Origin of the sequence: Candidimonas sp. SYP-B2681, assembly GCF_003971065.1 — a bacterium.
In the GTDB taxonomy this organism is placed as follows: domain Bacteria; phylum Pseudomonadota; class Gammaproteobacteria; order Burkholderiales; family Burkholderiaceae_B; genus Pollutimonas.
Genome location: NZ_RYDV01000006.1, coordinates 272,101 through 293,709, shown reverse-complemented (window position 1 = coordinate 293,709; position 21,609 = coordinate 272,101). Strand labels below are relative to the sequence as shown.

Here is a 21,609-nt window from a genome sequence, read left to right as displayed (position 1 = left end):
TTGGGATCAGGCGTCAGGGTCGAACGTTGGTTCACGATGCCTCAGGTAACGGTGATGCCCGCACTCTTGATGATGTCATGCCAGCGTTTAACCTCGCTTTCCAGATGCTGCTTGAATTCAGCCGGGCCGCGGGGTTGCGGGATGAAGCCCATATTGATCATGGACTGGCGCATGGCGGGCGTACCTACCTGCGCTACGATCGCCTTGCCGATCTTTTGCACAATGGCATCGGGCGTGCCGGCTGTAGCCAGTACGCCAGTCATGTTCTCGACGATCAGCTCTGGTAATCCTGCTTCCGCCACCGTGGGAACGTCTGGCAAATCGGGACTGCGTTTCGTGGTGGTGACCGCCAGTGCTCGCAGAGCACCACTTTTCACATGGGGCAAGGACTCGGGATAGTTGGAAAAAATAACATCAAGATGGCCGCCCATGAGGTCGGTCATCGAAGGTGTGCCGCCTTTATACGGGATATGTATCAACGTATTGCCGGTCAGTTTTTGGTACAGGGCCAAGGTGAGATGCGGCGGCGTGCCGTTGCCGCTGGAACCAGCGTTCAAGCTTCGCTCTTTTGCAATTTTGTTCAGATCGGCAATGCTGCGAATAGGACTCTTGGCATTAACGACGACCATCATTGAGGATGCGGCCAGGCCTGCTACGGGAACCAGGTCTTTGAGTAGGTCGTAGCCCGCCCGGCCCGCGAATAATGTTGCGTTGGATGCATGGGTGAGCGTAATGGCCAACCAGGTGTGGCCATCGGGCACGGCTCTGGCGACGTAAGCGGCCCCAATGTTGGCGCTGCCGCCTGACTTGTTTTCGATGACGATATTCCAGCCGTGAGCGTCGCTCAAGGTTTTCGCCACGGTTCGGGCCGCAACATCGGTCAAGCCGCCCGGTGCAAAAGGTACAACATAGTTGATCGGGCGGCCAGGCCAGGTGTCAGGCGTCGCAGCCAGCGCTGCGGCTGGCACCAAGCTGGTAAGGCCTGCTGCACCGGCGACCTGTAGCAGCCGGCGGCGAACGGGATCGGCACAGGGCCGGGAAGTAATGTCTTTCATGTCTCAACCTCCTTTGTTGTATTACATTTTTTATTGGAATGATGAACTGAGTCCGTCCTTACTTTGCACAATCGTGGGCGTAAGAACGGGCGTGCATTATGATCCGGGGTCAGGCACTTTCAAACAAGCGGGTTAATACGAATTCGCGATGGCCCAGCGCTTCGGCTGCCGTCCAGCGGCCATTGGCCGTTGCCAACATGCATTCCAGCAACTTGTCGCCGGCCTGGTCCAGGTCGATCTCGCGCTGCAATAGGCCGCAGGTGTCCACGTCAATGTGTTCCGACATAGTGCGTACCGTGCGGGGGTTGGCGCAGATTTTGATCACAGGCAGAATCGGATTTCCGATGACGTTGCCTTGCCCTGTGGGGAAAAAGTGCACGGCATAGCCCGATGCGGCGCACAGCGTGACCATTTCCGCAGCGGCCGAGGAAGAGTCCATGAACCACAGGCCCTTGTCGGTAGGTATTTCGGCCTTGTCCAGCACGCCGTCCACGATGCATTTCTTGCCGATTTTCTGAATATTGCCCATCGCTTTTTCTTCGATGGTGGTCAGGCCGCCGGCAATGTTTCCCTTGGTGGGTTGCGATTCCGACAGGTCGCTGGTCTTCCACCGATTGATCATGTCTTGGTAGCGGTTAAACATGAACATGAAGCGCTCGCGTACTTCGTCGTTTGAACAGCGGTCGGCAACGATATGCTCGCCGCCAGTAATTTCAGATGTTTCGCCGAATACCAATGTGCTGCCCAAGGCATATAGCTTGTCGAATGCATTGCCTACGGTCGGGTTAGCGCCACAGCCCGATGTGGTGTCCGATTCGCCGCATTTGGTGGACACCCACAGGTCGCTAATGGGACATTCCTGCCGGCTTAGGCCCGTCGCGTAGTGCACGAATTCCTTGGCCTTACGCGATGCGCGCATGATGGTTTCATGGTCGCCGTTCAGTTCGATGCTGAAGCCAGCGGTGGGTTTTCCGGTAGCAGCAATGCCGTCCACGATGCGTTTGGTCCAGCCTTCTTCAATGCCGATCACGATCACGGCCGCAACGTTGGGATTGCTGCCTGTACCGATCAGTGTACGAAAGTGCAGGTCGAGGTCTTCGCCGAACTGCAGGCGGCCATAGGGGTGGGGCAGCGCCAGTGTGCCCTTGATATTGTTGGCGACGGCTTCGGCGGCGGCGTTGGAGATATCGTCGACCGGCAGGACGATGACGTGGTTGCGCACGCCGACGCGTCCGTTATCGCGGCGATACCCCATGAATGTGGTGTTGGCGGAAATGACAGCCATATTGAGCTCCTTTGTTACCGTTGGATGAATGGGGTAGAGGCTTACCAGCGCTTCGTCTTTATGTTTTGTACGTGGGCATGATCGCCGGCCTTGATGGGGGCCACCACCTTGCCGATATCGACGCCGTACTTATATACGGTGTCGCCAACATTCATGTCTTTTAGTGCGACCTTATGGCCGATAGGGATGTCTTGTTGCGCCTTGACGTGTGTGAGCTTGTCTTCGTCCATGATCCAGGCGGTCAGTTCTGTACCGGCCTGTATCCCTTCCACAACCGCAACGGCGACCGTGTCTTTGGAATCGTGCAATACGGCATGAATCATTTTTATTCCTCTCGTTTAAAAAAAGAACCGCCGGCATGACGCATTGGATGGCCGTGCGGCATCGCGTGCGAAGAATCTTATTCGTGGACAACATCTATGTCAAGCATATCATCTAGATGATTAATATAAGGTATGATTCCGGCTTATGCGGCGAGCCGTACATGCAGTGTCAATGCGTGTGTTCACGGATGCCGCGCCTCACCAATTTGGAATAAGCCATGGGTCCTACGCTATCTCAGTTAAGTCCTTCAGGCGTCCCGCTCTACCAGCAGGTCAAGCGCGCCGTGCTCGCGGCGCTGTCGTCAGGCGAGTGGAAGCAGGGCGATGCCATTCCCCCGGAAAAACTGCTTTCCGAGCGCTTCGGAGTGTCTATCGGCACGTTGCGCAAAGCCATTGACGAACTGGTTATGGAAAATATCCTCGTCCGTCATCAGGGGCGAGGCACTTTTGTGGCCATTCATTCTCAGAATCAGCATTTCTTCAAGTTTTTCAGGGTGGTTCGACAGGACGGCGAAAAGTCTTATCCCACCACGACGCTTCAACGTTTCCGCCACGTAAAGGCCAGCGCCGAAGTGTGCGAGAAGCTGCAACTGCGCGCCGGAGCGCATGTGTTCGAATTCATTAACGTGCTGACGCTGCATGGTCAGAAGGTAATCGTCGATACGATCTCGGTGTGGGACGTCATGTTCAGCGGGCTGACAAAGCAGCAGCTGCGCGACCGCCCCAGTACGCTCTACAGTTTTTACCAGCAGATGTTCGGTATTAATGTCATCGCCACCGATGAACGTGTGCGAGTGTCGCTGGCGGACGCCGACCACGCCGATCTACTGTCGGTAGAGCAGGGAACCGCCTTACTGGAGCTTCGGCGCGTGGCCTATTCCTTTCATCAGACGCCAGTGGAATGGCGTGTGTCCAAGGTCAATACACAGCATTATGAATATATCGGCCAGGAACATATTGTGACCTGATCGTTGAATGTCTCTTCCGTATTTCACATCATATATATCATTTAGTTGACATGGTGTGGAGGGGCCGGATACGATCTGCTCCATAACAGGGAGACAACATGAAAATTATTATTTCCGAGTTCATGGGTGCGGCGGCAGTGGCGCAATTGCAGCGCAATTTTGATGTGGTTTACGATCCTGCATTGGTCGATCAGCCCGATGCGTTGCGCAGGGCTTTGACAGACGCGCATGGCTTGATTGTGCGCAATCGCACTCAGGTTCATTCCAGCTTGCTGGCCGAGGCACCCCGTATCAAGGTGGTGGGGCGCCTGGGGGTAGGCTTGGACAATATCGATGTGCAGGCCTGCGCCAGCCGAAACATCAAGGTAATACCCGCCACTGGGGCGAATGCACGAGCCGTGGCCGAATATGTCATTGTGTCGGCAATGATGCTGCTGCGCCGGAGTTTCCTTTCAAGCTCACAAATGGCACAGGGGTCATGGCCACGCAACCAGTTCTCCGAAGGGCATGAGTCTGGCGGTAAGGTATTGGGTTTGGTGGGTTTCGGCGGTATCGGGCGACTCACGGCCAGTCTGGCGCAGGGCTTGGGCTTTACGGTCATTGCCCACGATCCCGGCGTTTCCGCAGCTTCGCCTGTGTGGGACGAAGCCGGCGTGCAACCCGTCGACTTGAGCCAATTGCTGGATCAGGCGCACGTCGTGAGCCTTCACGTTCCGCTCGTCGACAGTACGCGCAATCTGTTCGATGCTGAAACCATTGCCAGGATGAGACCCGATGCCGTACTCATCAATACCGCGCGGGGCGGCATCGTAGACGAGGCCGCGCTGGCCATGGCGCTGAAAGAAGGCAGGCTGGCGGGGGCCGCGCTGGACGTCTTTAGCGACGAACCTCTCACGGCCGAGAATCATTTTGCTGACGTACCCAATTTGATCCTGACGCCGCATATTGCCGGTGTTACGGCCGAATCCAACCAGCGCGTCAGCCAGATGATCGCCGACGAAGTCGCTAAATCCTTAAACAACTAAATCTTCGGGGTCAGGCCCGTTTCAAATAGATAAAGAGGAAGGCAGAATGGCGTTGCACACAATCGATTCACTCGTTTCGCAGGTAGCCAAGGCGTTGGAACGAGCCGGCGCTTCACCGAAAATGGCCCTTAGCACTGCTCGGGCGCTGGTCGCGGCAGAGGCCCAGGGAATGAGTTCGCACGGCTTGGCGCGGGCCGGTCAGTATGCGGCGCACCTGCGCAGCGGACGAGTCAAAGGTGATGCCGTTCCTATTATCCGTGCCCAGCGCGGAGCGGGTGTCTTGATTGACGGCGATGATGGCCTGGCCTTCCCGGCTTGCGAGCTGGCCATGCACGAGGCCATCAGCCGCGCGCGTCAATACGCTGTCGGTTTTGCCGGGGTGACACGCAGTCATCACTTTGGCGTGGCCGCGATGCATCTGCAGGCTGCGGCGCAAGCCGGCATGGTGGGATTCGCATTCAGCAACTCGCCTGCGGCCATGCCCGCGCCAGGCGGCACGCGTGCCCTGTTCGGCACCAATCCTGTTGCCGCTGCGTTTCCTCGCCGCGATGGCGATGCGGTCAGCATAGACCTTTCTTTATCCGAGGTCGCGCGCGGCAAGCTAATGGTGGCTGCGCGCGAAGGCCGTTCGATTCCGCTGGGGTGGGCGTTGGACAAAGATGGCAATCCGACCACGGACCCTAAAGCTGGGATGGACGGCATGATGTGCCCGGTCGGCGGGGTGAAGGGGGCAATGCTCGCGCTGATGGTGGAGCTGCTGTGTGTGTCCCTGACTGGCGCGGCGTTTTCTTATGAAGCCGATTCCTTTTTCAGTCCTGAAGGAAACCGGCCTAACTTGGGCCACGTATTCCTGGTTATCGACCCGTCGGCCCTGGCCGGCACCGACGTCTATTTTGAACGGGTGGAAGCGCTTATCGAGGCGATGCTTGCGGATGAACAGGTGCGGATCCCGGGTGCTCGCCGCTTGCAGCTTGCCGCTTGCTCGGCTGCGGGTGGCATAGAAGTCTCCGATGCCGTCATTCAAGAACTTTATGCCTGACTCTGCCAGATCAGCGCGCCTAGCGCTCCTTTACTTCCATGGCGGGCAGGGCCATCCCGGGTATCACCCTTGACGTTGCTCGATGCGCGCGATCGAGCCAGACTGATAGCAGGAGCAATACAAAACCGCCCAGGGCCAAAAGGGCGCCCACCCAGCCAGGTGATGTCCATCCGTAGCCGCGGGCGATGGCCATACCGCCCAGTAGCGGCCCGAGCGCGTTGGCGAAATTGAATGCCGAGTGATTCAACGCCGCAGCCAGGCCTTGTGCGTTTTTTGCGACGTCCATCAGCCGGGTTTGCAGCACGGTACCCAGTGCGCCACCTATTCCGATCAAAAAGACGGTGATCGAGATTCCCCATATATTCCCGGCCGTCACGGTAAAGAGGGCCGAGGCGGCAGCGCTCCAGAGCAATAAGCCCGCAGCCGTAGGCATGAGGGCACGATCGGCAAACCAGGGCACGACAATGTTGCCGAGGGTCATACCCACACCAAAAATGCCGAGCACCAGTGGGACCAAGCCAGGAGACACGCGCGTGACCAGCAATAAGGTGTCGGCCAGGTACGTATAGACAGCAAACAGACCACCAAAGCCAATCGCGCCAACCGCGAGCGTCAGCCACACTTGCCCATGCTTGAGCGCTCCCAGTTCACGCAGCGGACTGGCACCGGGAGAGGCCGGGGTGTTGGGGGCCAGTCTGGCGATCAGCGCCACGGTCAGCAAACCTGTCGCGGCCACCAGTCCAAATCCCCAGCGCCAGCCGATTGCATGCCCCAGCCAGTTAGCGAACGGGACACCAATAATGGTGGCGACGGTCAAGCCCAGAAACATTCGCCCGACCGCCTGATTGCGTTTATTGAGAGGTACCAGCGACACGGCGAGCAGCGATGCAATGCCAAAGTAGGCGCCGTGCGGCAGCCCGCTTAAAAAGCGCAGGACCAGCAGCCATTCGTAAGTCGGCGCAAAGGCAGACAAACCGTTGAACAGGGCGAACATCGCCATTAGCCAGAGCAATAGCGTACGGCGTGGGATGCGTGCTGTCAGTACGGTCAAGATCGGGGCCCCCACGACCACGCCTAATGCGTAGGCGCTGATCACGTGACCTGCCGTCGGCGCATCAATTTGCAGATCCTTGGCGAAGTACGGCAGCAAGCTCATCGTGGCGAATTCGGTGGTTCCGATGGCGAATGCGCCTATCGCCAGTGCGAATATGACCAAGCCGACGGAAGGTGGCTTGGCTTTGGGTGTGAGCTGAGACATGGTTTGGGCAACGGTTGCAGTTAAGGCCTTTGATGCGAGTTCTGCAAGGGCAGGGAATCGATCTGGCTACGGGTAAACCCGCATTTTACTGCCTGAGCCGTAAGCTCGCATTGCCGCTGCCGGAGCGTGATGGTGTGGCCCAGACGCTTCATAGCCACTGGATCCACAGCGGCTGGTGAAGCGGTATGGGCGTGACTGCATCAAGCCTTTGGTTTAGACCGCTTTTCCATGAACGCTTGCACCGCAAGCTCGTGGTCCCTGGATTTATGAGCCATGGCCTGGAACGCAGCAGATAGCTCTAGTAAGGAATCAAGGCGGCTGTGCTGTCCTTCGCGCAGCAGTCGTTTGCTCATGCGCACCGCCTCGGGGGGATTTGCCGCGATGCGTCGCGCCAACTTGCGGCTTTCGTTCAGCAATTCATCGGCGGGTACGACTTTAGAGACCAAGCCCCACGCAAGGGCCTGTTGGGCGTCGATGGCGTCGCCGGTCAAGGTCATTTCAGCCGCGCGCGACATGCCAATCAGACGAGGCAGGAACCAGGCCCCGCCATCGCCCGGAACGATGCCGAGCTTTACAAAGCTCTCGGCAAAGCTGGCGTGTTCAGATGCTATGCGGATATCGCACATACAGCTTAGATCGAATCCTGCGCCGATCGCCGGGCCGTTGACGGCGGCGATGGTCGGCACTTCAAGGTTGTACAAAGCGAGAGGTAGTCGCTGTATGCCCTCGCGGTACTCATGGCGCAATGCCATGCTTTCAAATTCCGGCCGAAGCTGGCGTTCCATTTCGTCGATACTGCCGCCCGAAGAAAACACACTGCCTGCAGCGGTAATGATTACGGCGCGAGCGGTGTGCTCGGTCTGAATACGTTGAAATGCTGCCAGATAGGCGTCTACCATCGTGTTGCCGGTCAGGGCGTTTCGGGTAGGTGGGTAGTCCATGGTCAGCGTGACGATGCCATGGTCGTCCTGTTCGAAATGCAGTATTGAATTCATAGGTAGCTCTTCGTCAGTTTCTGAATTTTTAGTGTGCATGGCCGGCCCTTCGGTAAGTGCCTGTCTTCATCGAAGGGAATGCCGCCGGCGATATCGCCTTATTCAATGTGGCCGAGTGTAAGGGTTCGGTGCATATTGCTCCAATATTATTTTTTTCATGGGCGATACCTAAACGATATCGCTGGTGCGCGGGGTGTTGATACTGAATGCGTATCGACTTCTCAACAAATAATATTAGACAGGTAGACGATAAAGCGTTGATAGTAGGGGCCAAAGCCTGAAGTCCCACCGATCCGGGTGGCGCAATTCTCGCGCGCGCCGGGTCCGCTGATACGAGAATACCTTGCCATGATGATCGATACGCTTGAGCTCAGTGACATTCCTGCGGAGGATGAAGCGCTGCGCGCTGAAATTCGCATTTTTCTCAACGACACGATAGGCCATTTAGACCCCGATGTCCGCGCACGGTCCTGGATGGGGTTCGATGCAGACTTCAGCCGCCGCCTGGCAGAACGCGGATGGCTGGGTCTGACTTTGCCCACTCAGTATGGTGGTGCGGGTAACGGTCCCTTCGCGCGTTTCGTCCTGTCGGAAGAGCTTCTTGCAGCAGGCGCACCGGTTTCGGCGCACTGGATTGCCGATCGGCAAAGTGGACCGTTAATTCTTAAATATGGTACCGAAGCGCAGAAGCAGTTTTATCTGCCCCGCATCAGTAACGCAGAAGCCTTTTTCTGTATAGGCATGAGTGAACCTGACTCCGGCTCGGATCTTGCCAGCATCAGAACCCGGGCGACGCGAACCGAACACGGTTGGACGCTGAATGGCAGCAAGATCTGGACGACCAATGCACAGCATTCGCATTACATGATCGCTCTGGTCCGCACGTCAGGCGATACCGCCGATCGATACAAGGGTCTTTCGCAAATCATTATCGATTTGAAGCTGCCGGGTGTGACCGTTCGTCCCATCAAGGACATGGCAGGCGATGCACATTTTTCGGAGGTGTTCTTTGATAATGTTCAATGCCCTGCCGATGCCCTGATTGGCACCGAAGGCGATGGCTGGGCGCAGGTCAATGCCGAACTGGCCTTCGAGCGTAGCGGCCCAGAAAGGCTGTACTCCAGCATGGTGTTGCTTGAAAGCTGGCTTTTGCATTGCCGGCATGTAGGCATTTCTGACGCGCATACCGTTGCGGCGCTTGGCGCGATTGTTTCATGGCTTGCTGTACTTCGGTCGATGTCGATTTCGTTGACGGCGAAACTCGTTCGTGGCGAAAATCCGGCCCTTGAAGCCACCTTGGTCAAAGATTTGGGTACAGAAATCGAACAGGCGATTCCGAGGATTATCGGCGATGTGCTGGGCGCTTCGCCCGAGACCCCGATTCCAGCATCGTTGCGCAGAACACTGGTTTATCTAGAGCAGCTGGCCCCCTCGTTTTCGTTGCGTGGCGGTACTCGTGAAATTTTACGCGGCATCATTGCGCGCGGTCTGGGATTGCGTTAGGAGTTGTCATGGATACTTTATTCACAGATTCGGTCGAACGCCTGTTTGCCCAGGTTGCTACCCCGCAGGTCATACGCGACATAGAAGAAGGGGGGAGTGCCGATTCGCTCTGGCAAGCCCTTGAGGACTCCGGCTTTCTTGATGCCTTGCTGCCCGAGGAGTCCGATGGGGCAGGCCTGTCGCTTGACCAGGCTTTCCCGCTGTTCCTGTCGGCGGGCCAGCATGCGGTTCCAGTTCCTTTTGTGCAGACCATGCTCGCACGTGCCTGGTTGAACGCGGGTGGCATCAGGGCGCCATCGGGGCCCATCGCAATAGCCGGCTTTGGCGTGCAAAAGGTGGGCGACGCTATCGAAGCCGATGCGGTATCGTTCGGACGTGTGGCGGCTTGGGTGCTTACGCAGACTGACGGAAAGACAGTCTTATTGCCAGCCAGCGCTGCTGAGGTTCGCTTGGAATCCGGCTATGGCAGTTCGAATGCAAGCTTGCGTTGGCCCGGTTGGCCGACGGGGGGGATTACGCTTGTCCCTGACTATTCGCCCGCCATCAGTCTGGCTGGGTTGGCTGCCGCGAGCTATGCCCCTTTACTGGCAGGCGCGGCCAATCGTGTGCTGCAGCTCACCTTGGACTACGCTAATCAACGAATGCAGTTTGGCAAGAATATCGGGCGTTTTCAGGCGATTCAGAACCAGATCAGTATCATGGCCGAACGTACTTGGGCGGCACGCATGGCGGCCCAATTGGCATGTAGCGGGCGTGGATGGGCACCGACGCTCATGCGAGCCGCGATTGGTAAAAGCCGCTGTAGTGAAGCGGCGGTGCCTATCGCCGATATCGGTCACGCCGTGCATGGCGCGATCGGCATTACCGAAGAGTACGACCTGCAGCTATATACACGGCGGCTTCGGGAATGGCGGCTTGCGGCCGGTACCGAGACCTATTGGTATAACCAGATAGGCACGCAGTTGTTGCAGAAAACGCAACACACCGCGCTGTCGTTCATTTGCGAAGAGCTCTCGTCAGTTCGGCAATAAATGCGGCTAAAGCGCTGGAAGGGCTGAAAGCGGCACTCCATTGTCATCGTATGGGCTGGTACGGACTCAATATTGTTATTGATCATTTTGATATCATTTCAATATTACTATTGCGTCTAGGTGCCAAGCCTTATGGATTTTCGACATCTACAGCAATTCGTCGTTCTTGCTGAAACCCTGAACTTTCGTCGGGCGGCGGAAAAGCTGCACATGTCTCAGCCACCGCTGTCGGTCTCAATACGTAAGCTCGAGTCAGAATTGGGAGTAGCGCTGTTCTCACGCGGAAAGGACGGCGTGAAGTTGACAGAAAGCGGCGAGGCGGCCCTGGCTGATGCCCGGCGGGCGCTATTCCATGCGGGGCAATTCAAACAGGCAGCAGTTGCCGCGTCGACGGGCGAGGGCGGAGTATTGCGGGTGGGCTTCGTGGGTTCTGCCACACATGCCATTCTGCCCTCTATCTTGTCGCAGTTTCGGCAGCGCTATCAGGCAGTGCAGCTGGTACTACGGGAAGCGACTTCCATTCAGATCATGCAGAAGTTGGAAGACGAGAGTTTGGACGTTGGCGTGGTGCGCGTCCCTGTTTCCTCGATTTCGCGCATTCGTTTATTGGCCTTGCAAACCGAAGATTTCGTTCTCGCTATGCCGAAATCACACCCTTTGACTACGCGCTCGGTGCTAAAGCTCAAGGATTTGTCCGAAGAGGATTTCATTTTATATGCGGCGTCTGATGCTGCGGGCTTGCGCATGGCTGCGATTCACGCCTGCCAGTTGTCCGGATTCACACCACGCGTATCTCAAGAAGCGGTGCAGGTCCAGACCGTACTCGGTCTTGTCGAGGCGGGGTTGGGTGTGGCACTGGTGCCATCGGTCAGCCGCCGCTTTACAAGTAAGCAGCTGGTTTATAAATCGCTCTCTGATTTTCCTGCGAGCGCATCCATCGGTATTTCGTTGGCCTGGAATTCCCTGACTGAAACTGCCGCCATCCGCAATTTTTGCGACGTGGCAGCAAGCGTCTATCAACAAACGTAGGATGGTGTGGCGTGCCCGATGCAAGGCGTGCCTTGAGTGCGCGAAACACTCCGCCCCAGGTTCAGGGCCTCTGCACTTCTGACCCGGCAGCAAACGTTTCCACTAGAAAATCAACAAACAATCTGACTGAGCGCGATAATCCACGGCTTGATGCGTAGACGGCGCTCAGCTCTGCCTCGCCCGGCCGAGGGTTGACGGTGTAATCGCTGAGCACTCGCACCATGCGGCCGTCGGCAAGTAGATCGCGCACCATCCATTCATGGAAAACATTTAGCCCGAGCCCGGCCAGTCCTGCAGACCGCAGGACCAGACCATTGTCAGAACTTATACTTCCGCTCACCTGTACCTCCTCTACGACTCCCTCCCGGGTGAAACTCCATTGTCCGCGATAGGACGGCGCCGTGAATAATAGACAGCTGTGATGGCGTAAGTCGGCGGGGGCTGTGGGAACCCCGTGCTTCTCAAGGTATGCGGGCGAAGCGCACACGATACGGCGGCTGGGGCTCAGTCGCCGGGCAACGATATCGACGTCCGGGATATGGCCTAACCACATCGCGACGTTGATCTTGTTCGCGATCAGGTCGCGGCGTTCATCAGTCAGGAGGACCTCTAAGTGAAGTTCGGGATACTGCGCAAGGAACTTCGGTAGAGCCGGTACAACGATGGTCGTGCCGACGGCAACGCGTAGCGATACCCGCAAAAGTCCCTTGACGTCGTCCTGTAGCGACGTTACCTCTGCTGTTGCATTATCAAGATCACGGGCGATCATCACCACACGTTCGTAGAAGCGGCGGCCGGCATCCGTCAGCGAAAGGTTACGGGTATTGCGATTAAGCAGCCGAACGCCGAGCTGTTCTTCCAGCCCTTTCACTTGTCGCGCTACTGAACTCACGGACGACACATCACGAGCCGCGGCAGAGAAGCTGCCTGCTTCCACCACCTTGATAAAGGTCCTGATGTGCTTGAATTCATCCATCGTCTGTCTTCCCCGTGTGTACTCTTTAGCAGAGCTCTCTATCTTGGATTTCTATCCAGTTTTGCGCCTGTCGCAATAATGCTTGCCATTGTAGAGCCTGTTTCTGGGAAGACCTTACCGCTAGAATTTTCAACATTGGGTGAACGCTGTAGAAGGCGGAAGTCCCACCGTGAAACTCAAGCGAGACGAAGGGACAGATATGCAAGAATTAATGATGGACAGGCATGAGGTGCGAACCGACGTGCTAAGCGACGCCGAGTATGTGGAAAACTGGCTGACGAACTTTGAAGACGCGCTGGATGCACGCGATCGCACGATGTTGGAGGAGCTATTCGTTGACGATTCGCATTGGCGCGATCTGGTGGCATTTACCTGGGATGTGACGCCGTCTGACTCACGCGATGCGATCGTGTCTACGCTGCTGGATCATCAGCAGGGTGTGCAGGCTCGCCACTTCAAGATCGCTAAAGGCCACCAAGCGCCGCGCCGCGTGATCCGTACCGGCAAGGAGGTCATTGAAGCCATCTTTCAGTTCGAAACGGCTGCCGGCCGCTGTCTGGGAGTCTTGCGTCTGCTCTGCGAAGATCCCGAGCGGGCGTGGGTGATGAGCACCTCGCTGCGCGAATTAAAAGGGTACGAAGAAAAGGTGGCAGGCACCCGCCCCGATGGCGCCAGCACGCGCATCTTCGGCGGAGAGGCCTGGGCCAAGCAGCGCTCGAAGGAGCGACGCTACGACGATCGCGAGCCTAGCGTGTTGATCGTAGGTGGAGGACAGAATGGCCTGATGCTGGCGGCGCGCCTGCGCGTGCTAGGGGTGGACGCGTTGGTCGTCGAACGATTGCCCAAGGTCGGAGATGTATGGCGTCGGCGCTACAGCGCCTTGGCACTGCATAACGAAATCGAACTCAATCACATGCCGTACATGCCGTTCCCGACCACTTGGCCCAAGTACCTGCCTAAGGATATGTTAGGTGACTGGCTCGAAACCTATGCCACTGCCATGGAGTGCAATGTCTGGACAGGCACGGAGTTCCTGGAGGGCCGCTATGATGAAGAGCACGACCGATGGACGGCGCGGGTTCGACGCGACGATGGATCCGAACGCATTCTGCATCCACGTCATCTGGTGTTTGCCAATGGCGTCGTGGGCGAGCCCAACATGCCGGATATCCCGACGTTAAGCAACTTCAAAGGTGAGGTCATGCATGCGCAGGGCTTTGATAGCGGCGCCCCATGGCGTGGGAGGAATGTATTGGTTCTGGGTGTTGGCAATAGCGCTCACGATATCGCGCAGGATCTTCACGGCCACGGCGCGAACGTGAAGATGATTCAGCGCAGCTCAATCACCGTGTTCAGCGTCAAAGCGGCCAGCATCAATCACGCTATTTACTACAAAGACGGATTGTCGGTGGAGGACTGCGACCTGATTGCAACCAGCGGCACCTTCCAGGTTCAACTTCGCGGCTACCAGCTTGCAACACAACGCATGCTGGAAATCGACAAAGATCTGCTCGCAGCCCTTAAAGCGCGTGGCATGAAGCTAGACATTGGTCCGGAAGGGGGCGGCCACCAAATGAAAATCCGTAGGAACCACGGTGGGTACTACCTTAACGTGGGATGCTCGGATCTTATCGCCAATGGTGATATCGACATACTGCACTATGGCGAAGTAGAACGTTTTGTCGCCGAGGGAGCATTAATGAAAGACGGAAGCCTGGAACAAGCCGATCTGATAGTCGCTGCGACCGGATACCAAGCACCGGCAGAGGTAGTGCGCCAGTTATTGGGGCAACAGATAGCAGAAAAGGTCGGCCCGATTTGGGGGCTTGATTCAGGCGGTGAAATGAGCAATATGTATAAACCCACGCCACAGAAAGGCCTGTGGTTTTCTGGGGGCGGATTCGCTCAAGGACGGGTTTGGTCCCACTATGTCGCCCTGCAGATCAAAGCCAGGGAAGTCGGAATTGTTCAATAGCAGGGTAAATGCGGGGATCCTGGGGGCCACACCGGATAAGACCCGCTCGTAAATCCGTCGATGAGCACACGGTGGGTTCGCGACGCAAGGCCGAAGTCGGCGCCACAATAACTGAATTAAGTGAAAATAATTATGTCACGTCTTGAGATGCCGCCAGAGGCGGATATGACTCCCGAACAGGCTGCGGTCTGCGCCGAAGTCGTCGCGGGTCCTCGTGGAAAAGTGCCGGCCCCAATGATCGCATGGGTGCGCAATCCGGAGCTCTCACGTCGAGGGCAAAAACTGGGCGAATTATTGCGTTTCGATACGACCCTGGAAGCCCATCTTACCGAGCTTGCGATCTTGGTGTGTGCTCGCCACTGGACCTCGCACCATGAATGGAAGGCTCACAAGGCATTGGGTTTGAAGGCGGGACTTGACCCGGATATGATCGCCGCGATTGCTGCACGTCGGGTTCCGAAGTTGCCTGATAGCCGCTACCGGGCCGTGTACGATGTTTCGTCTTTACTATTGGCAACGGGCAAAGTGCCCGATGACGCTTACCAATACGGTATCGAGCATTTAGGCGAACGGGGCATGGTCGAGCTGGTCAGTGTCCTGGGTTACTACTGCTGGGTGTCCTTGACCCTCAACGCGTTCGAGCTTGGGCTGCCCGGCAGTTTGGCACCTGAACTGCTGGATCAGACATCGAATGATCAGGCTTTAGCGTCCTGAGGCAGGAATGAGCAATAGACGGGAGATGCGTTGCTTTCATTCGCCCGTCTGTACGTTCAGGTTACCAAGCGGCCAGCCATGTGATCGCCGCAGGCCGCCAAGTGCATCATCAGTCTAGGCGCGGGCCAGATCCACGATCCGCTTCCAGCGTGCAGCTTCTTGCTGGATCTCTGGCACTAGCGTCTTGTAGTCCTTGAATTCTGGCTCAATGGCTTGTTTGAGACAAAACTGCTCGAACTGCGAGGTTTGCGTAACCAGACGAATATTGTCAGATAGCAGTTTCAATACCGTTTCCGGTGTACCCGCTGGCGCCATAAAGTCCAGTTGGGAAGAGACCTCAAAGTTCGCCACACCAGACTCTGCAACGGTCGGGACATCTGGCAGCGATTTCCAGCGACTGGAATTCGTTACGGCCAAGGCTCGCAGCCTGCCGCCCTGAACCAACGGCAACATCCCGGCAGAACTCTGGCACGTGAAAGCGATGCGTCCCCCCACGACATCGGTCAGCGCCATACTTGTTTCCTTATACGGAATATGTTTGGCCTTGGTTCCGCTCATATCGTTCAGGACGACAGTACACAAGTGGGCGGTACTGCCGACACCCTGCGATGAATAGGTAATTTCGTTGGGATTGTTCTGCATTGCCTTAAGCAGATCATCCAGAGTTTGGTAGGGCGACTCGGGCGCCACGACGATCGCGGAGGGCACACGCATGACTCTTGCGACCGGGACGAAATCGGTCAGCGGGTCAAAGGGTGGCTTTGGCGCTTCGGAGAACAGCGGTAGCAGGTATAAGGGGATGCCGGTAAGAATTAGCGTGTATCCGTCGGGAGCCGATCTCGCCGCTTGCGAATAGCCTAGCAGCCCACCCGCGCCAGGACGGTTTTCAGGAACGAATGGCCGGCCAAGCTGACTGGCAAGCGGGTCGGCAAAAAATCGCGTAGCGGCGTCGATACCAGTACCAGCCCCAGCAGGAACGATAATCTTTACGGGTCGGGCAGGGTAGCCCTGTGCGAAAGCGCTACGGCCCATGACCGCGATAGGAGCGGCGAAAGCCGCTTTGAGCATCAGTCTTCTGGTATTGATCATATAGTCTCCTGTCCTGCAGTATGTGGAAATGACGTCCTTATGTTGCTAGGATAATCAGAGGTGATTCGAACCGCTAAGATCAAACGCTGGCAGGCGATAAAACCTCATGGCGGTACGCCAAAAAATGTCATTCTTTTCCGCCTGACTGGCTTGTTCTGTCAATCGTTTCAGTGCATTCAACCCAACGCCGTAGTCATAACTTCCTTTATCGACCGGGAAATTGCTTCCATACATGCAGCGGTCGGATCCGAAGGCTTCGATGCAGGTTTCGATCCAGGGCCGCCATGCGGTTGCCAACTGCTGTGATGTCGGAGCCTGGGATTGTTCCTCGAAGCCAAACCCGCCCAGTCGCATTCCCAGCCCGCTGAGCTTGATCATGACATTCGGACAGCGTGCCAGTTGCATCAGACCGTCTTTCCATTGACGAAAGACCTCGTCATCACGCCCGGCGTACCCCGCGATCCGGACAATGCCCCCGCAGTGATTCAGCACAATGGGTGTCGATGGAAAGGCGCGCGCAAGCGCCGCCAACTGTGGAAGTTGATGAAAGAAGAGCCAGCCTTCGAAGCTCAAATTCAAGGGGGCCAGATGTGCGAAGCCTGCCCGAAACTCGGGCGATTCCATCATGAATTGGGAGGTCGGGTAGGCTGAATTCGTCAAGGATGCGTCGGCATCCCAGGCCAGGGTTTGCCGAATTCCTCGGAACCGGCCGCCCTCGGCTACTGGGCCTCCGGCGATGGCGATGTGCTTCTCTAACACCGGTCGGATCGCATCGCCCAGCGTCAAATCCGCCTGGCCCACGATGCCGGCGCATACCCGCGCGTTGCCGTACAGGCCACTGGCGCTCATCGCGGCAACGCCGTTGGCGAACTCCGTCTCGCCCAGCGGTTGCAAGTGCACTGCCACGTCGGAGCGCAGCATGGCGCGCGCCTGCACGAACACGGTGGCCCGAACATGGTGGCCACCGTTTATGTCTTTCAGATACTCTTCAAGCAAATAGCGGACGCCGGGCCGATCATATAGGTGATGATGCGAATCGATAACCGGAATCGCCGCATCTAGCGGAGCTTCCTTCTGGCTGTCCAGCCATTCGGGGCGAATAGGAATGTGCAAAGGAGAACTCGTCATGGAATAGTGCAGCAGTCCAAAGCCTTCAGCGGGGCGAAGCTTCGATGGCTCCGGGGCGGGCTGCCGTTACGCCGCCGTCTACCACTAGCTGCGTCGCCGTGATGTAACCCGCTTCATCGCTTGCCAGGAACAGAACCGCATGCGCAATGTCCCAGGCGTCTCCCATGCGGCCCATCGGTACAAGTGCGCCGCGTTTTGCGGCCAGCTCGTCGCGCGTTATTCCGAGCTGTTTAGTGAGGCGTTCCGTCACCAAAGGCGTGTCCATCATGCCGACGACGACGGTATTGACTCGGATTCCCTTTTGAACGTATGCAACCGCCGTGGCACGGCTGAATGCTTCCAGGCCAGCTTTGGATGCGGCATAGGCCACATGTACGCGGCCTTGAACCTGAAAACTCATGCTCGCAATACTGGAGACGTTAACGATGGCGCCACCTTTGCCTTCGGTCTCGAATTGCTGTTCCATGACAGGTAGAACGTGTTTGCATCCCAGGAACGCGGACTTCAAATTCCGGTTCATCTGGCCATCCCAGTCTTCGACTGACATGGATACTGGACTACCCGGTGCACTGCCGCCTACGTTATTGACGAGGATATCGATACGTCCGTATCGGCGCACGCACTCTTGGACGGCTTGTTCGACCTGATCACTGTCGGTCATGTCGGCCTGCGTGCCAGCCCAGTGCGAGTGGCCTTCTTCCTCCATGATTTTGGCTGTTCCGGCCAAAGCTTCGTCACTGTAATCCGTGCCGAAGACTTTTGCCCCTTGGCGTGCCAAGAGTGTGGCCGTGGCTCTACCATTTCCCCAACCTTCGCCGACCGACCCGGCGCCCGCGACAAATGCTACCTTACCCCGTAGATCCAGCATGGTCATGAAGCCCTATGTATAAGAATTAGCTTGCCAGATCGGCAAGCATTTCCTTGAGCTTACGTGCAGTGCAGTGGTCGAGCAATAATGTCGGGCAGTAAGCACCTTGCCGGAATTTGCAAAAGTCTGTTAACCCTAAACGATCGATTCGATCACGAGCTATTCGAGCGACGATAGGCGAACATGCGCTCGTCGTAGATAAAATCGTAAACGTATCGCAGTTTGATCTGAGTTCGTGCGGGATGATCCGGATTTATCACGATATTTCGTTCCAGAGGCAGCACAGCGGAAGGAATGATAAGCCCGAGCTGCCTTCCGGACTTTAGCCATGAAGTACCAAAATCCATGCTTGCGCGATCGGGTGGCAGACTATTCCATCCTGCTGGTAACCCTTGCGGATCAGGCTCCAAATACAACGATGGGTCGTCCGGCAATTCGAAGCAAGCGATCTTCAGTTGAAACCTTGGCTTTGACGTCGCATGCACGAAGGTTTCGAGGCAACAAATTGCCGGCGACAGTCCCATGTATACGGCTGAAACGTCTACGTCGTTCCAGCGACCGCCTTCAAGTGCCGCACCCTGGCCTGACAAGTCAGAAGCGCGTTTGGTCTTTGCTACTCTCCAGGCCAACATCAGACCACGCCGCCCCATTCCAGTGCGTTGAGGACGCGCCGAACCTGCCTTGCGCCAAGTTCAGTTTCGCAGAGCATTACGGGGGCATCCCCACCCAACGCAACATTGGAGGAGGACATCCAGCGAGCGGCGGCCTCTTGGTCCTCGAATACGCCTTCGGCCATCAACGCAACACTGGCGATGCGATCCAAGCGCTCAGAAGCGACAAGGTCCAGTGGTTGTGCAGACTTGCGTCGGCGTTCTAACGTCGAGGACGACAGATTCATCAACACTAGCATGTTGGGGGACGAGACTTCAAAAGCGTTTTTTATCGCATCAGCCCAAATGGTTTGAAGACCGGCCTTGATGGAGGATACGCGTTGACTCTCAGTCATTTCGCTGCGTTCATGCGCCAAATCCCAGAACGTGGCCGACCCACGTTCACGATTGGTTTTCCCGCGGCTGCTACCCCCCACCGTATATGTACTCATTTTGAAATCCATCATATGAATGTTTATATACTATCAAATGATGGAGTCGCGAGTCAACGTTTCAGAGGCTTTTTTCAACAAGCGCAATGCAGGGCGCTATTGATTACTCAGCGCTTTTTCCAACGCCAATCCCACGTTCAAAATGTGACTGTCTTGATCCGCCACTCCGGCAATCATTAATCCCACAGGCGCTGTGCCGGCCGGATGGCAAGGAATGGAAAGGGCGCAACCATCCAGGAAGTTGATGAATGTTGAATTGCGCAGGATCAGGCCATTGGCGCCATAGTAGGCATCGTCGGAAGCCTGTAGATCGCTGATGGCGGGCGCGATGACCGGCACGGTGGGCATCAAAAGGGCATCAAAGGGTTCCAGGCGTCTTTCGATAGCGTCAATCCATTCACGGCGGCTTTGAAGCAATTCTATATAGTCCGCCGCGCTGATGCTTTTGCCACGCATGATGCGCGATGAGACGCGCGGATCATAGGCCTCGGCGTGGTCGGCGAGCCATTTTTGGTGCCAGGCCCACGCTTCCGAGCAGGTGAAGCCACCCGCCCGGTTGATGTAGGCCAGTTGTTCAAATTCCGGCACCGCGATTTCTTCAATCTGTGCACCCAGGCGCTTCAGCGTTTCCAGTGTCCGGTGAAAAACGGTGCTGACGTGTTCGTCGGCGCCGTCCAACACCAGGGTAGTCGGTACAGCAAGGCGCAAGTGACGCAATGCTGGGGCGACGGGCGGGGAATACGCCTGACCACTCAGGATGGCATCGAGGATGGCGCAACAGGTGACGGATGCCGCCAAGGGCCCAATGGAGTCCAGGCTGGTCGACAGCGGCAAGGCACCTTGGGCGGGAATCCGATGGGCGGTTGGCTTGAAGCCGGTCAGGCCGCAAAAGGCCGAAGGGATCCGGACCGAGCCGCCAGTGTCGGTGCCGATGGCGGCAACGCACATTCGGTCGGCCACCGATACCCCCGCACCCGACGATGAGCCGCCTGGGATTCGTCTTGTGCCGCGGTCCCAAGGGTTGCTGGGCGTGCCGTAATGCGGATTCAGGCCTAGACCCGAAAATGCGAATTCAGTCATGTTGGTGCGCCCGACGATGACCGCACCGGCCTCGACCAGGCGCTGCACGATGGCCGCACTGCGGGTTGCTGGCGCAGCCTGTTTCAACACGACAGACCCGGCCAGCGTGGTTTCGCCGGCGACATCAAAGAGGTCTTTAATGGAAACCGGCAAACCGTCGATGGGCGAGCGCGCGAGGCCTGCGGCCCGCAGCGTGTCGGATGCCTGAGCTGCGGCCATGGCCTGTGTGCGATAGGTTTTGGTAAAAGCTCGGCTGCCCTCGCCCTCGGGCGCAGCGATGCGTGCCAGGGCGGCTTCGGTAAGCGCCACCGATGTGGTTTCACCTTGATCCAGTTGGTGTTGTAACGCGAGTAGTGTGGGCAGCATAGGATTCAGCCAGCTTGAAAGAGGGTGTCGAGGCAGGTTGCCTGGCGCAAAGAATCTGTCCTGTAAGGGCAGCCATTGCCGGGGATTGTAAGCCGATTATTATGCGATTTCGGGCAAGATCTTAATGGCGTATTTATGCCGGATGCTGCGCTGGCGATGGGGATCAAAAAGTTCCATGTCGAATGACGTCGATGGGCGGATGCCGCCAATGGCGTTTACCGTGCCGCAGGTCATGCCTGCGTGTTCCGGCATGGTGCTTTGTGCGAAGTGGCCTTGAATCAAATCGGACGGGTGGCGCAGGGTAGCCAGCGTACCCTCCTGGTACAAGACCTTGTTGCCGTTTTCTTCAATCCAAGACCGCAGTACCAGCTCATCCCAATGGTCTGCGACGTCGGCATAGCGCCAGGCATCGACAGCGACGGGCTTGGCGCACAGCTGCTTGGACAGCGCAACGCTGTGCGTTTCCAGCTTGCGGTCGGTGTGGTCCGAGGCAAGACTGACCAGCATTTCGCCTCCGTGCGAGAAAACGAAGACTTCCGCCTCGCCGGATGAGCCGTTTCCGACCACTTCGATTTCTGATTCTTGCGATAACTGGTTCGAGGCAATACGGTAGTACAAAGGCACCGCGCTGGGGCGCGGTACGCCCAATTCGGCCAGCTCTTCGATATGGTGCTCAATGGCGGCCTGGTCGCGCCCGGCCCAGCCCGCAACAATGCAGGTCGTGATGTTGACACTGACGTCTTCGCTGCCCGAATCCGACGCGACATTAAAGGAAAGTTTCATTGCGATTATCCAAGAAG

21 protein-coding genes are annotated in these 21,609 nt (G+C 57.1%); 8 read left to right on the top strand and 13 right to left on the bottom strand.

All coding sequences use genetic code 11. The annotated features are described in order from the left end of the window. Positions 1–41: 41 nt before the first annotated feature. The 3 genes from EKL30_RS14285 to EKL30_RS14275 all read right to left on the bottom strand — a co-directional run bounded on the left by EKL30_RS14285 (position 42) and on the right by EKL30_RS14275 (position 2,663). Positions 42–1,055, bottom strand: a complete 1,014-nt coding sequence (locus tag EKL30_RS14285; RefSeq protein WP_126707895.1) for a tripartite tricarboxylate transporter substrate binding protein — start codon at positions 1,053–1,055, stop codon at positions 42–44. Between the two features lie 109 nt (positions 1,056–1,164). After that, entirely contained in the window at positions 1,165–2,340 is a 1,176-nt protein-coding gene (locus EKL30_RS14280; protein ID WP_126707894.1) for a UxaA family hydrolase, read from the bottom strand. A gap of 41 nt (positions 2,341–2,381) precedes the next feature. Then, entirely contained in the window at positions 2,382–2,663 is a 282-nt protein-coding gene (locus tag EKL30_RS14275; RefSeq protein WP_126707893.1) for a UxaA family hydrolase, read from the bottom strand. Positions 2,664–2,881: 218 nt separating this feature from the next. On the opposite strand from EKL30_RS14275, the gene EKL30_RS14270 reads away from it, so the two are divergent. The 3 genes from EKL30_RS14270 (at position 2,882) to EKL30_RS14260 (ending at position 5,695) form a co-directional block, all read left to right on the top strand. Further along, entirely contained in the window at positions 2,882–3,631 is a 750-nt protein-coding gene (locus EKL30_RS14270; protein WP_126707892.1) for a GntR family transcriptional regulator, read from the top strand. Between the two features lie 98 nt (positions 3,632–3,729). Next, a complete protein-coding gene (locus tag EKL30_RS14265) occupies positions 3,730–4,656 on the top strand; it encodes a hydroxyacid dehydrogenase (RefSeq protein ID WP_126707891.1) in 927 nt (308 codons plus the stop codon). 46 nt (positions 4,657–4,702) lie between these two features. After that, positions 4,703–5,695: an Ldh family oxidoreductase gene (locus EKL30_RS14260; RefSeq protein ID WP_126707890.1), complete on the top strand. Its 993-nt coding sequence runs from the start codon at positions 4,703–4,705 to the stop codon at positions 5,693–5,695. A gap of 19 nt (positions 5,696–5,714) precedes the next feature. Here EKL30_RS14260 and EKL30_RS14255 read toward each other — a convergent pair whose 3' ends face one another. After that, entirely contained in the window at positions 5,715–6,953 is a 1,239-nt protein-coding gene (locus EKL30_RS14255; protein ID WP_126707889.1) for an MFS transporter, read from the bottom strand. Positions 6,954–7,153: 200 nt separating this feature from the next. Further along, positions 7,154–7,948, bottom strand: coding sequence for a crotonase/enoyl-CoA hydratase family protein (locus EKL30_RS14250; protein ID WP_126707888.1), 795 nt, complete (start codon positions 7,946–7,948; stop codon positions 7,154–7,156). 351 nt (positions 7,949–8,299) lie between these two features. Here EKL30_RS14250 and EKL30_RS14245 point away from each other — a divergent pair, with 351 nt between their 5' ends. The 3 genes from EKL30_RS14245 (at position 8,300) to EKL30_RS14235 (ending at position 11,511) form a co-directional block, all read left to right on the top strand. Further along, complete coding sequence (locus tag EKL30_RS14245; protein ID WP_126707969.1) at positions 8,300–9,451, top strand: acyl-CoA dehydrogenase family protein; 1,152 nt, start codon at positions 8,300–8,302, stop codon at positions 9,449–9,451. An 8-nt stretch (positions 9,452–9,459) separates the two neighbouring features. Then, a complete protein-coding gene (locus EKL30_RS14240) occupies positions 9,460–10,482 on the top strand; it encodes an acyl-CoA dehydrogenase (RefSeq protein ID WP_126707887.1) in 1,023 nt (340 codons plus the stop codon). Positions 10,483–10,614: 132 nt separating this feature from the next. After that, positions 10,615–11,511: a LysR family transcriptional regulator gene (locus tag EKL30_RS14235; protein ID WP_126707886.1), complete on the top strand. Its 897-nt coding sequence runs from the start codon at positions 10,615–10,617 to the stop codon at positions 11,509–11,511. A gap of 61 nt (positions 11,512–11,572) precedes the next feature. Here EKL30_RS14235 and EKL30_RS14230 read toward each other — a convergent pair whose 3' ends face one another. Then, on the bottom strand, positions 11,573–12,487 hold the full coding sequence (locus tag EKL30_RS14230; protein ID WP_126707885.1) for a LysR family transcriptional regulator: 915 nt from the start codon (positions 12,485–12,487) through the stop codon (positions 11,573–11,575). Positions 12,488–12,656: 169 nt separating this feature from the next. Here EKL30_RS14230 and EKL30_RS14225 point away from each other — a divergent pair, with 169 nt between their 5' ends. Both EKL30_RS14225 and EKL30_RS14220 read left to right on the top strand, forming a co-directional pair. Further along, positions 12,657–14,462 carry an NAD(P)/FAD-dependent oxidoreductase gene (locus EKL30_RS14225; RefSeq protein ID WP_233583142.1) on the top strand — a complete coding sequence of 602 codons (1,806 nt, stop codon included), beginning with the start codon at positions 12,657–12,659 and terminating at the stop codon, positions 14,460–14,462. A gap of 132 nt (positions 14,463–14,594) precedes the next feature. Beyond that, entirely contained in the window at positions 14,595–15,176 is a 582-nt protein-coding gene (locus tag EKL30_RS14220) for a carboxymuconolactone decarboxylase family protein (protein WP_199748576.1), read from the top strand. Positions 15,177–15,290: 114 nt separating this feature from the next. Here the strand turns inward: EKL30_RS14220 and EKL30_RS14215 are convergent, their stop codons facing one another. The 7 genes from EKL30_RS14215 to EKL30_RS14185 form a co-directional block, all read right to left on the bottom strand. Beyond that, a complete protein-coding gene (locus tag EKL30_RS14215) occupies positions 15,291–16,265 on the bottom strand; it encodes a tripartite tricarboxylate transporter substrate binding protein (RefSeq protein ID WP_126707884.1) in 975 nt (324 codons plus the stop codon). 54 nt (positions 16,266–16,319) lie between these two features. Then, complete coding sequence (locus tag EKL30_RS14210; RefSeq protein ID WP_126707883.1) at positions 16,320–17,393, bottom strand: amidohydrolase; 1,074 nt, start codon at positions 17,391–17,393, stop codon at positions 16,320–16,322. A gap of 25 nt (positions 17,394–17,418) precedes the next feature. Further along, positions 17,419–18,261: an SDR family NAD(P)-dependent oxidoreductase gene (locus tag EKL30_RS14205; protein ID WP_126707882.1), complete on the bottom strand. Its 843-nt coding sequence runs from the start codon at positions 18,259–18,261 to the stop codon at positions 17,419–17,421. A gap of 152 nt (positions 18,262–18,413) precedes the next feature. Then, complete coding sequence (locus EKL30_RS14200) at positions 18,414–18,893, bottom strand: RES family NAD+ phosphorylase (protein ID WP_126707881.1); 480 nt, start codon at positions 18,891–18,893, stop codon at positions 18,414–18,416. Beyond that, complete coding sequence (locus tag EKL30_RS14195; RefSeq protein ID WP_233583140.1) at positions 18,893–19,363, bottom strand: antitoxin Xre/MbcA/ParS toxin-binding domain-containing protein; 471 nt, start codon at positions 19,361–19,363, stop codon at positions 18,893–18,895. Before EKL30_RS14195 ends, EKL30_RS14200 begins: the two co-directional genes overlap by 1 nt. 96 nt (positions 19,364–19,459) lie before the next feature. Next, positions 19,460–20,809, bottom strand: a complete 1,350-nt coding sequence (locus EKL30_RS14190; protein WP_126707880.1) for an amidase — start codon at positions 20,807–20,809, stop codon at positions 19,460–19,462. Between the two features lie 99 nt (positions 20,810–20,908). Next, positions 20,909–21,592 (bottom strand): DUF2848 domain-containing protein, encoded by a 684-nt coding sequence (locus EKL30_RS14185; RefSeq protein WP_126707879.1) that lies wholly within the window; start codon positions 21,590–21,592, stop codon positions 20,909–20,911. Positions 21,593–21,609: the final 17 nt, after the last annotated feature.

Coding starts and splice junctions, on each gene's coding strand:
- EKL30_RS14220 (WP_199748576.1), top strand. CDS start 14,595: ATGTCACGTCTTGAGATGCCGCCAGAGGCGGATATGACTCCCGAACAG.
- EKL30_RS14185 (WP_126707879.1), bottom strand. CDS start 21,592: ATGAAACTTTCCTTTAATGTCGCGTCGGATTCGGGCAGCGAAGACGTC.
- EKL30_RS14195 (WP_233583140.1), bottom strand. CDS start 19,363: ATGAGTACATATACGGTGGGGGGTAGCAGCCGCGGGAAAACCAATCGT.
- EKL30_RS14240 (WP_126707887.1), top strand. CDS start 9,460: ATGGATACTTTATTCACAGATTCGGTCGAACGCCTGTTTGCCCAGGTT.
- EKL30_RS14235 (WP_126707886.1), top strand. CDS start 10,615: ATGGATTTTCGACATCTACAGCAATTCGTCGTTCTTGCTGAAACCCTG.
- EKL30_RS14230 (WP_126707885.1), bottom strand. CDS start 12,487: ATGGATGAATTCAAGCACATCAGGACCTTTATCAAGGTGGTGGAAGCA.
- EKL30_RS14200 (WP_126707881.1), bottom strand. CDS start 18,893: ATGTTGGCCTGGAGAGTAGCAAAGACCAAACGCGCTTCTGACTTGTCA.
- EKL30_RS14285 (WP_126707895.1), bottom strand. CDS start 1,055: ATGAAAGACATTACTTCCCGGCCCTGTGCCGATCCCGTTCGCCGCCGG.
- EKL30_RS14270 (WP_126707892.1), top strand. CDS start 2,882: ATGGGTCCTACGCTATCTCAGTTAAGTCCTTCAGGCGTCCCGCTCTAC.
- EKL30_RS14255 (WP_126707889.1), bottom strand. CDS start 6,953: ATGTCTCAGCTCACACCCAAAGCCAAGCCACCTTCCGTCGGCTTGGTC.
- EKL30_RS14265 (WP_126707891.1), top strand. CDS start 3,730: ATGAAAATTATTATTTCCGAGTTCATGGGTGCGGCGGCAGTGGCGCAA.
- EKL30_RS14260 (WP_126707890.1), top strand. CDS start 4,703: ATGGCGTTGCACACAATCGATTCACTCGTTTCGCAGGTAGCCAAGGCG.
- EKL30_RS14190 (WP_126707880.1), bottom strand. CDS start 20,809: ATGCTGCCCACACTACTCGCGTTACAACACCAACTGGATCAAGGTGAA.
- EKL30_RS14205 (WP_126707882.1), bottom strand. CDS start 18,261: ATGCTGGATCTACGGGGTAAGGTAGCATTTGTCGCGGGCGCCGGGTCG.
- EKL30_RS14215 (WP_126707884.1), bottom strand. CDS start 16,265: ATGATCAATACCAGAAGACTGATGCTCAAAGCGGCTTTCGCCGCTCCT.
- EKL30_RS14250 (WP_126707888.1), bottom strand. CDS start 7,948: ATGAATTCAATACTGCATTTCGAACAGGACGACCATGGCATCGTCACG.
- EKL30_RS14275 (WP_126707893.1), bottom strand. CDS start 2,663: ATGATTCATGCCGTATTGCACGATTCCAAAGACACGGTCGCCGTTGCG.
- EKL30_RS14280 (WP_126707894.1), bottom strand. CDS start 2,340: ATGGCTGTCATTTCCGCCAACACCACATTCATGGGGTATCGCCGCGAT.
- EKL30_RS14245 (WP_126707969.1), top strand. CDS start 8,300: ATGATCGATACGCTTGAGCTCAGTGACATTCCTGCGGAGGATGAAGCG.
- EKL30_RS14210 (WP_126707883.1), bottom strand. CDS start 17,393: ATGACGAGTTCTCCTTTGCACATTCCTATTCGCCCCGAATGGCTGGAC.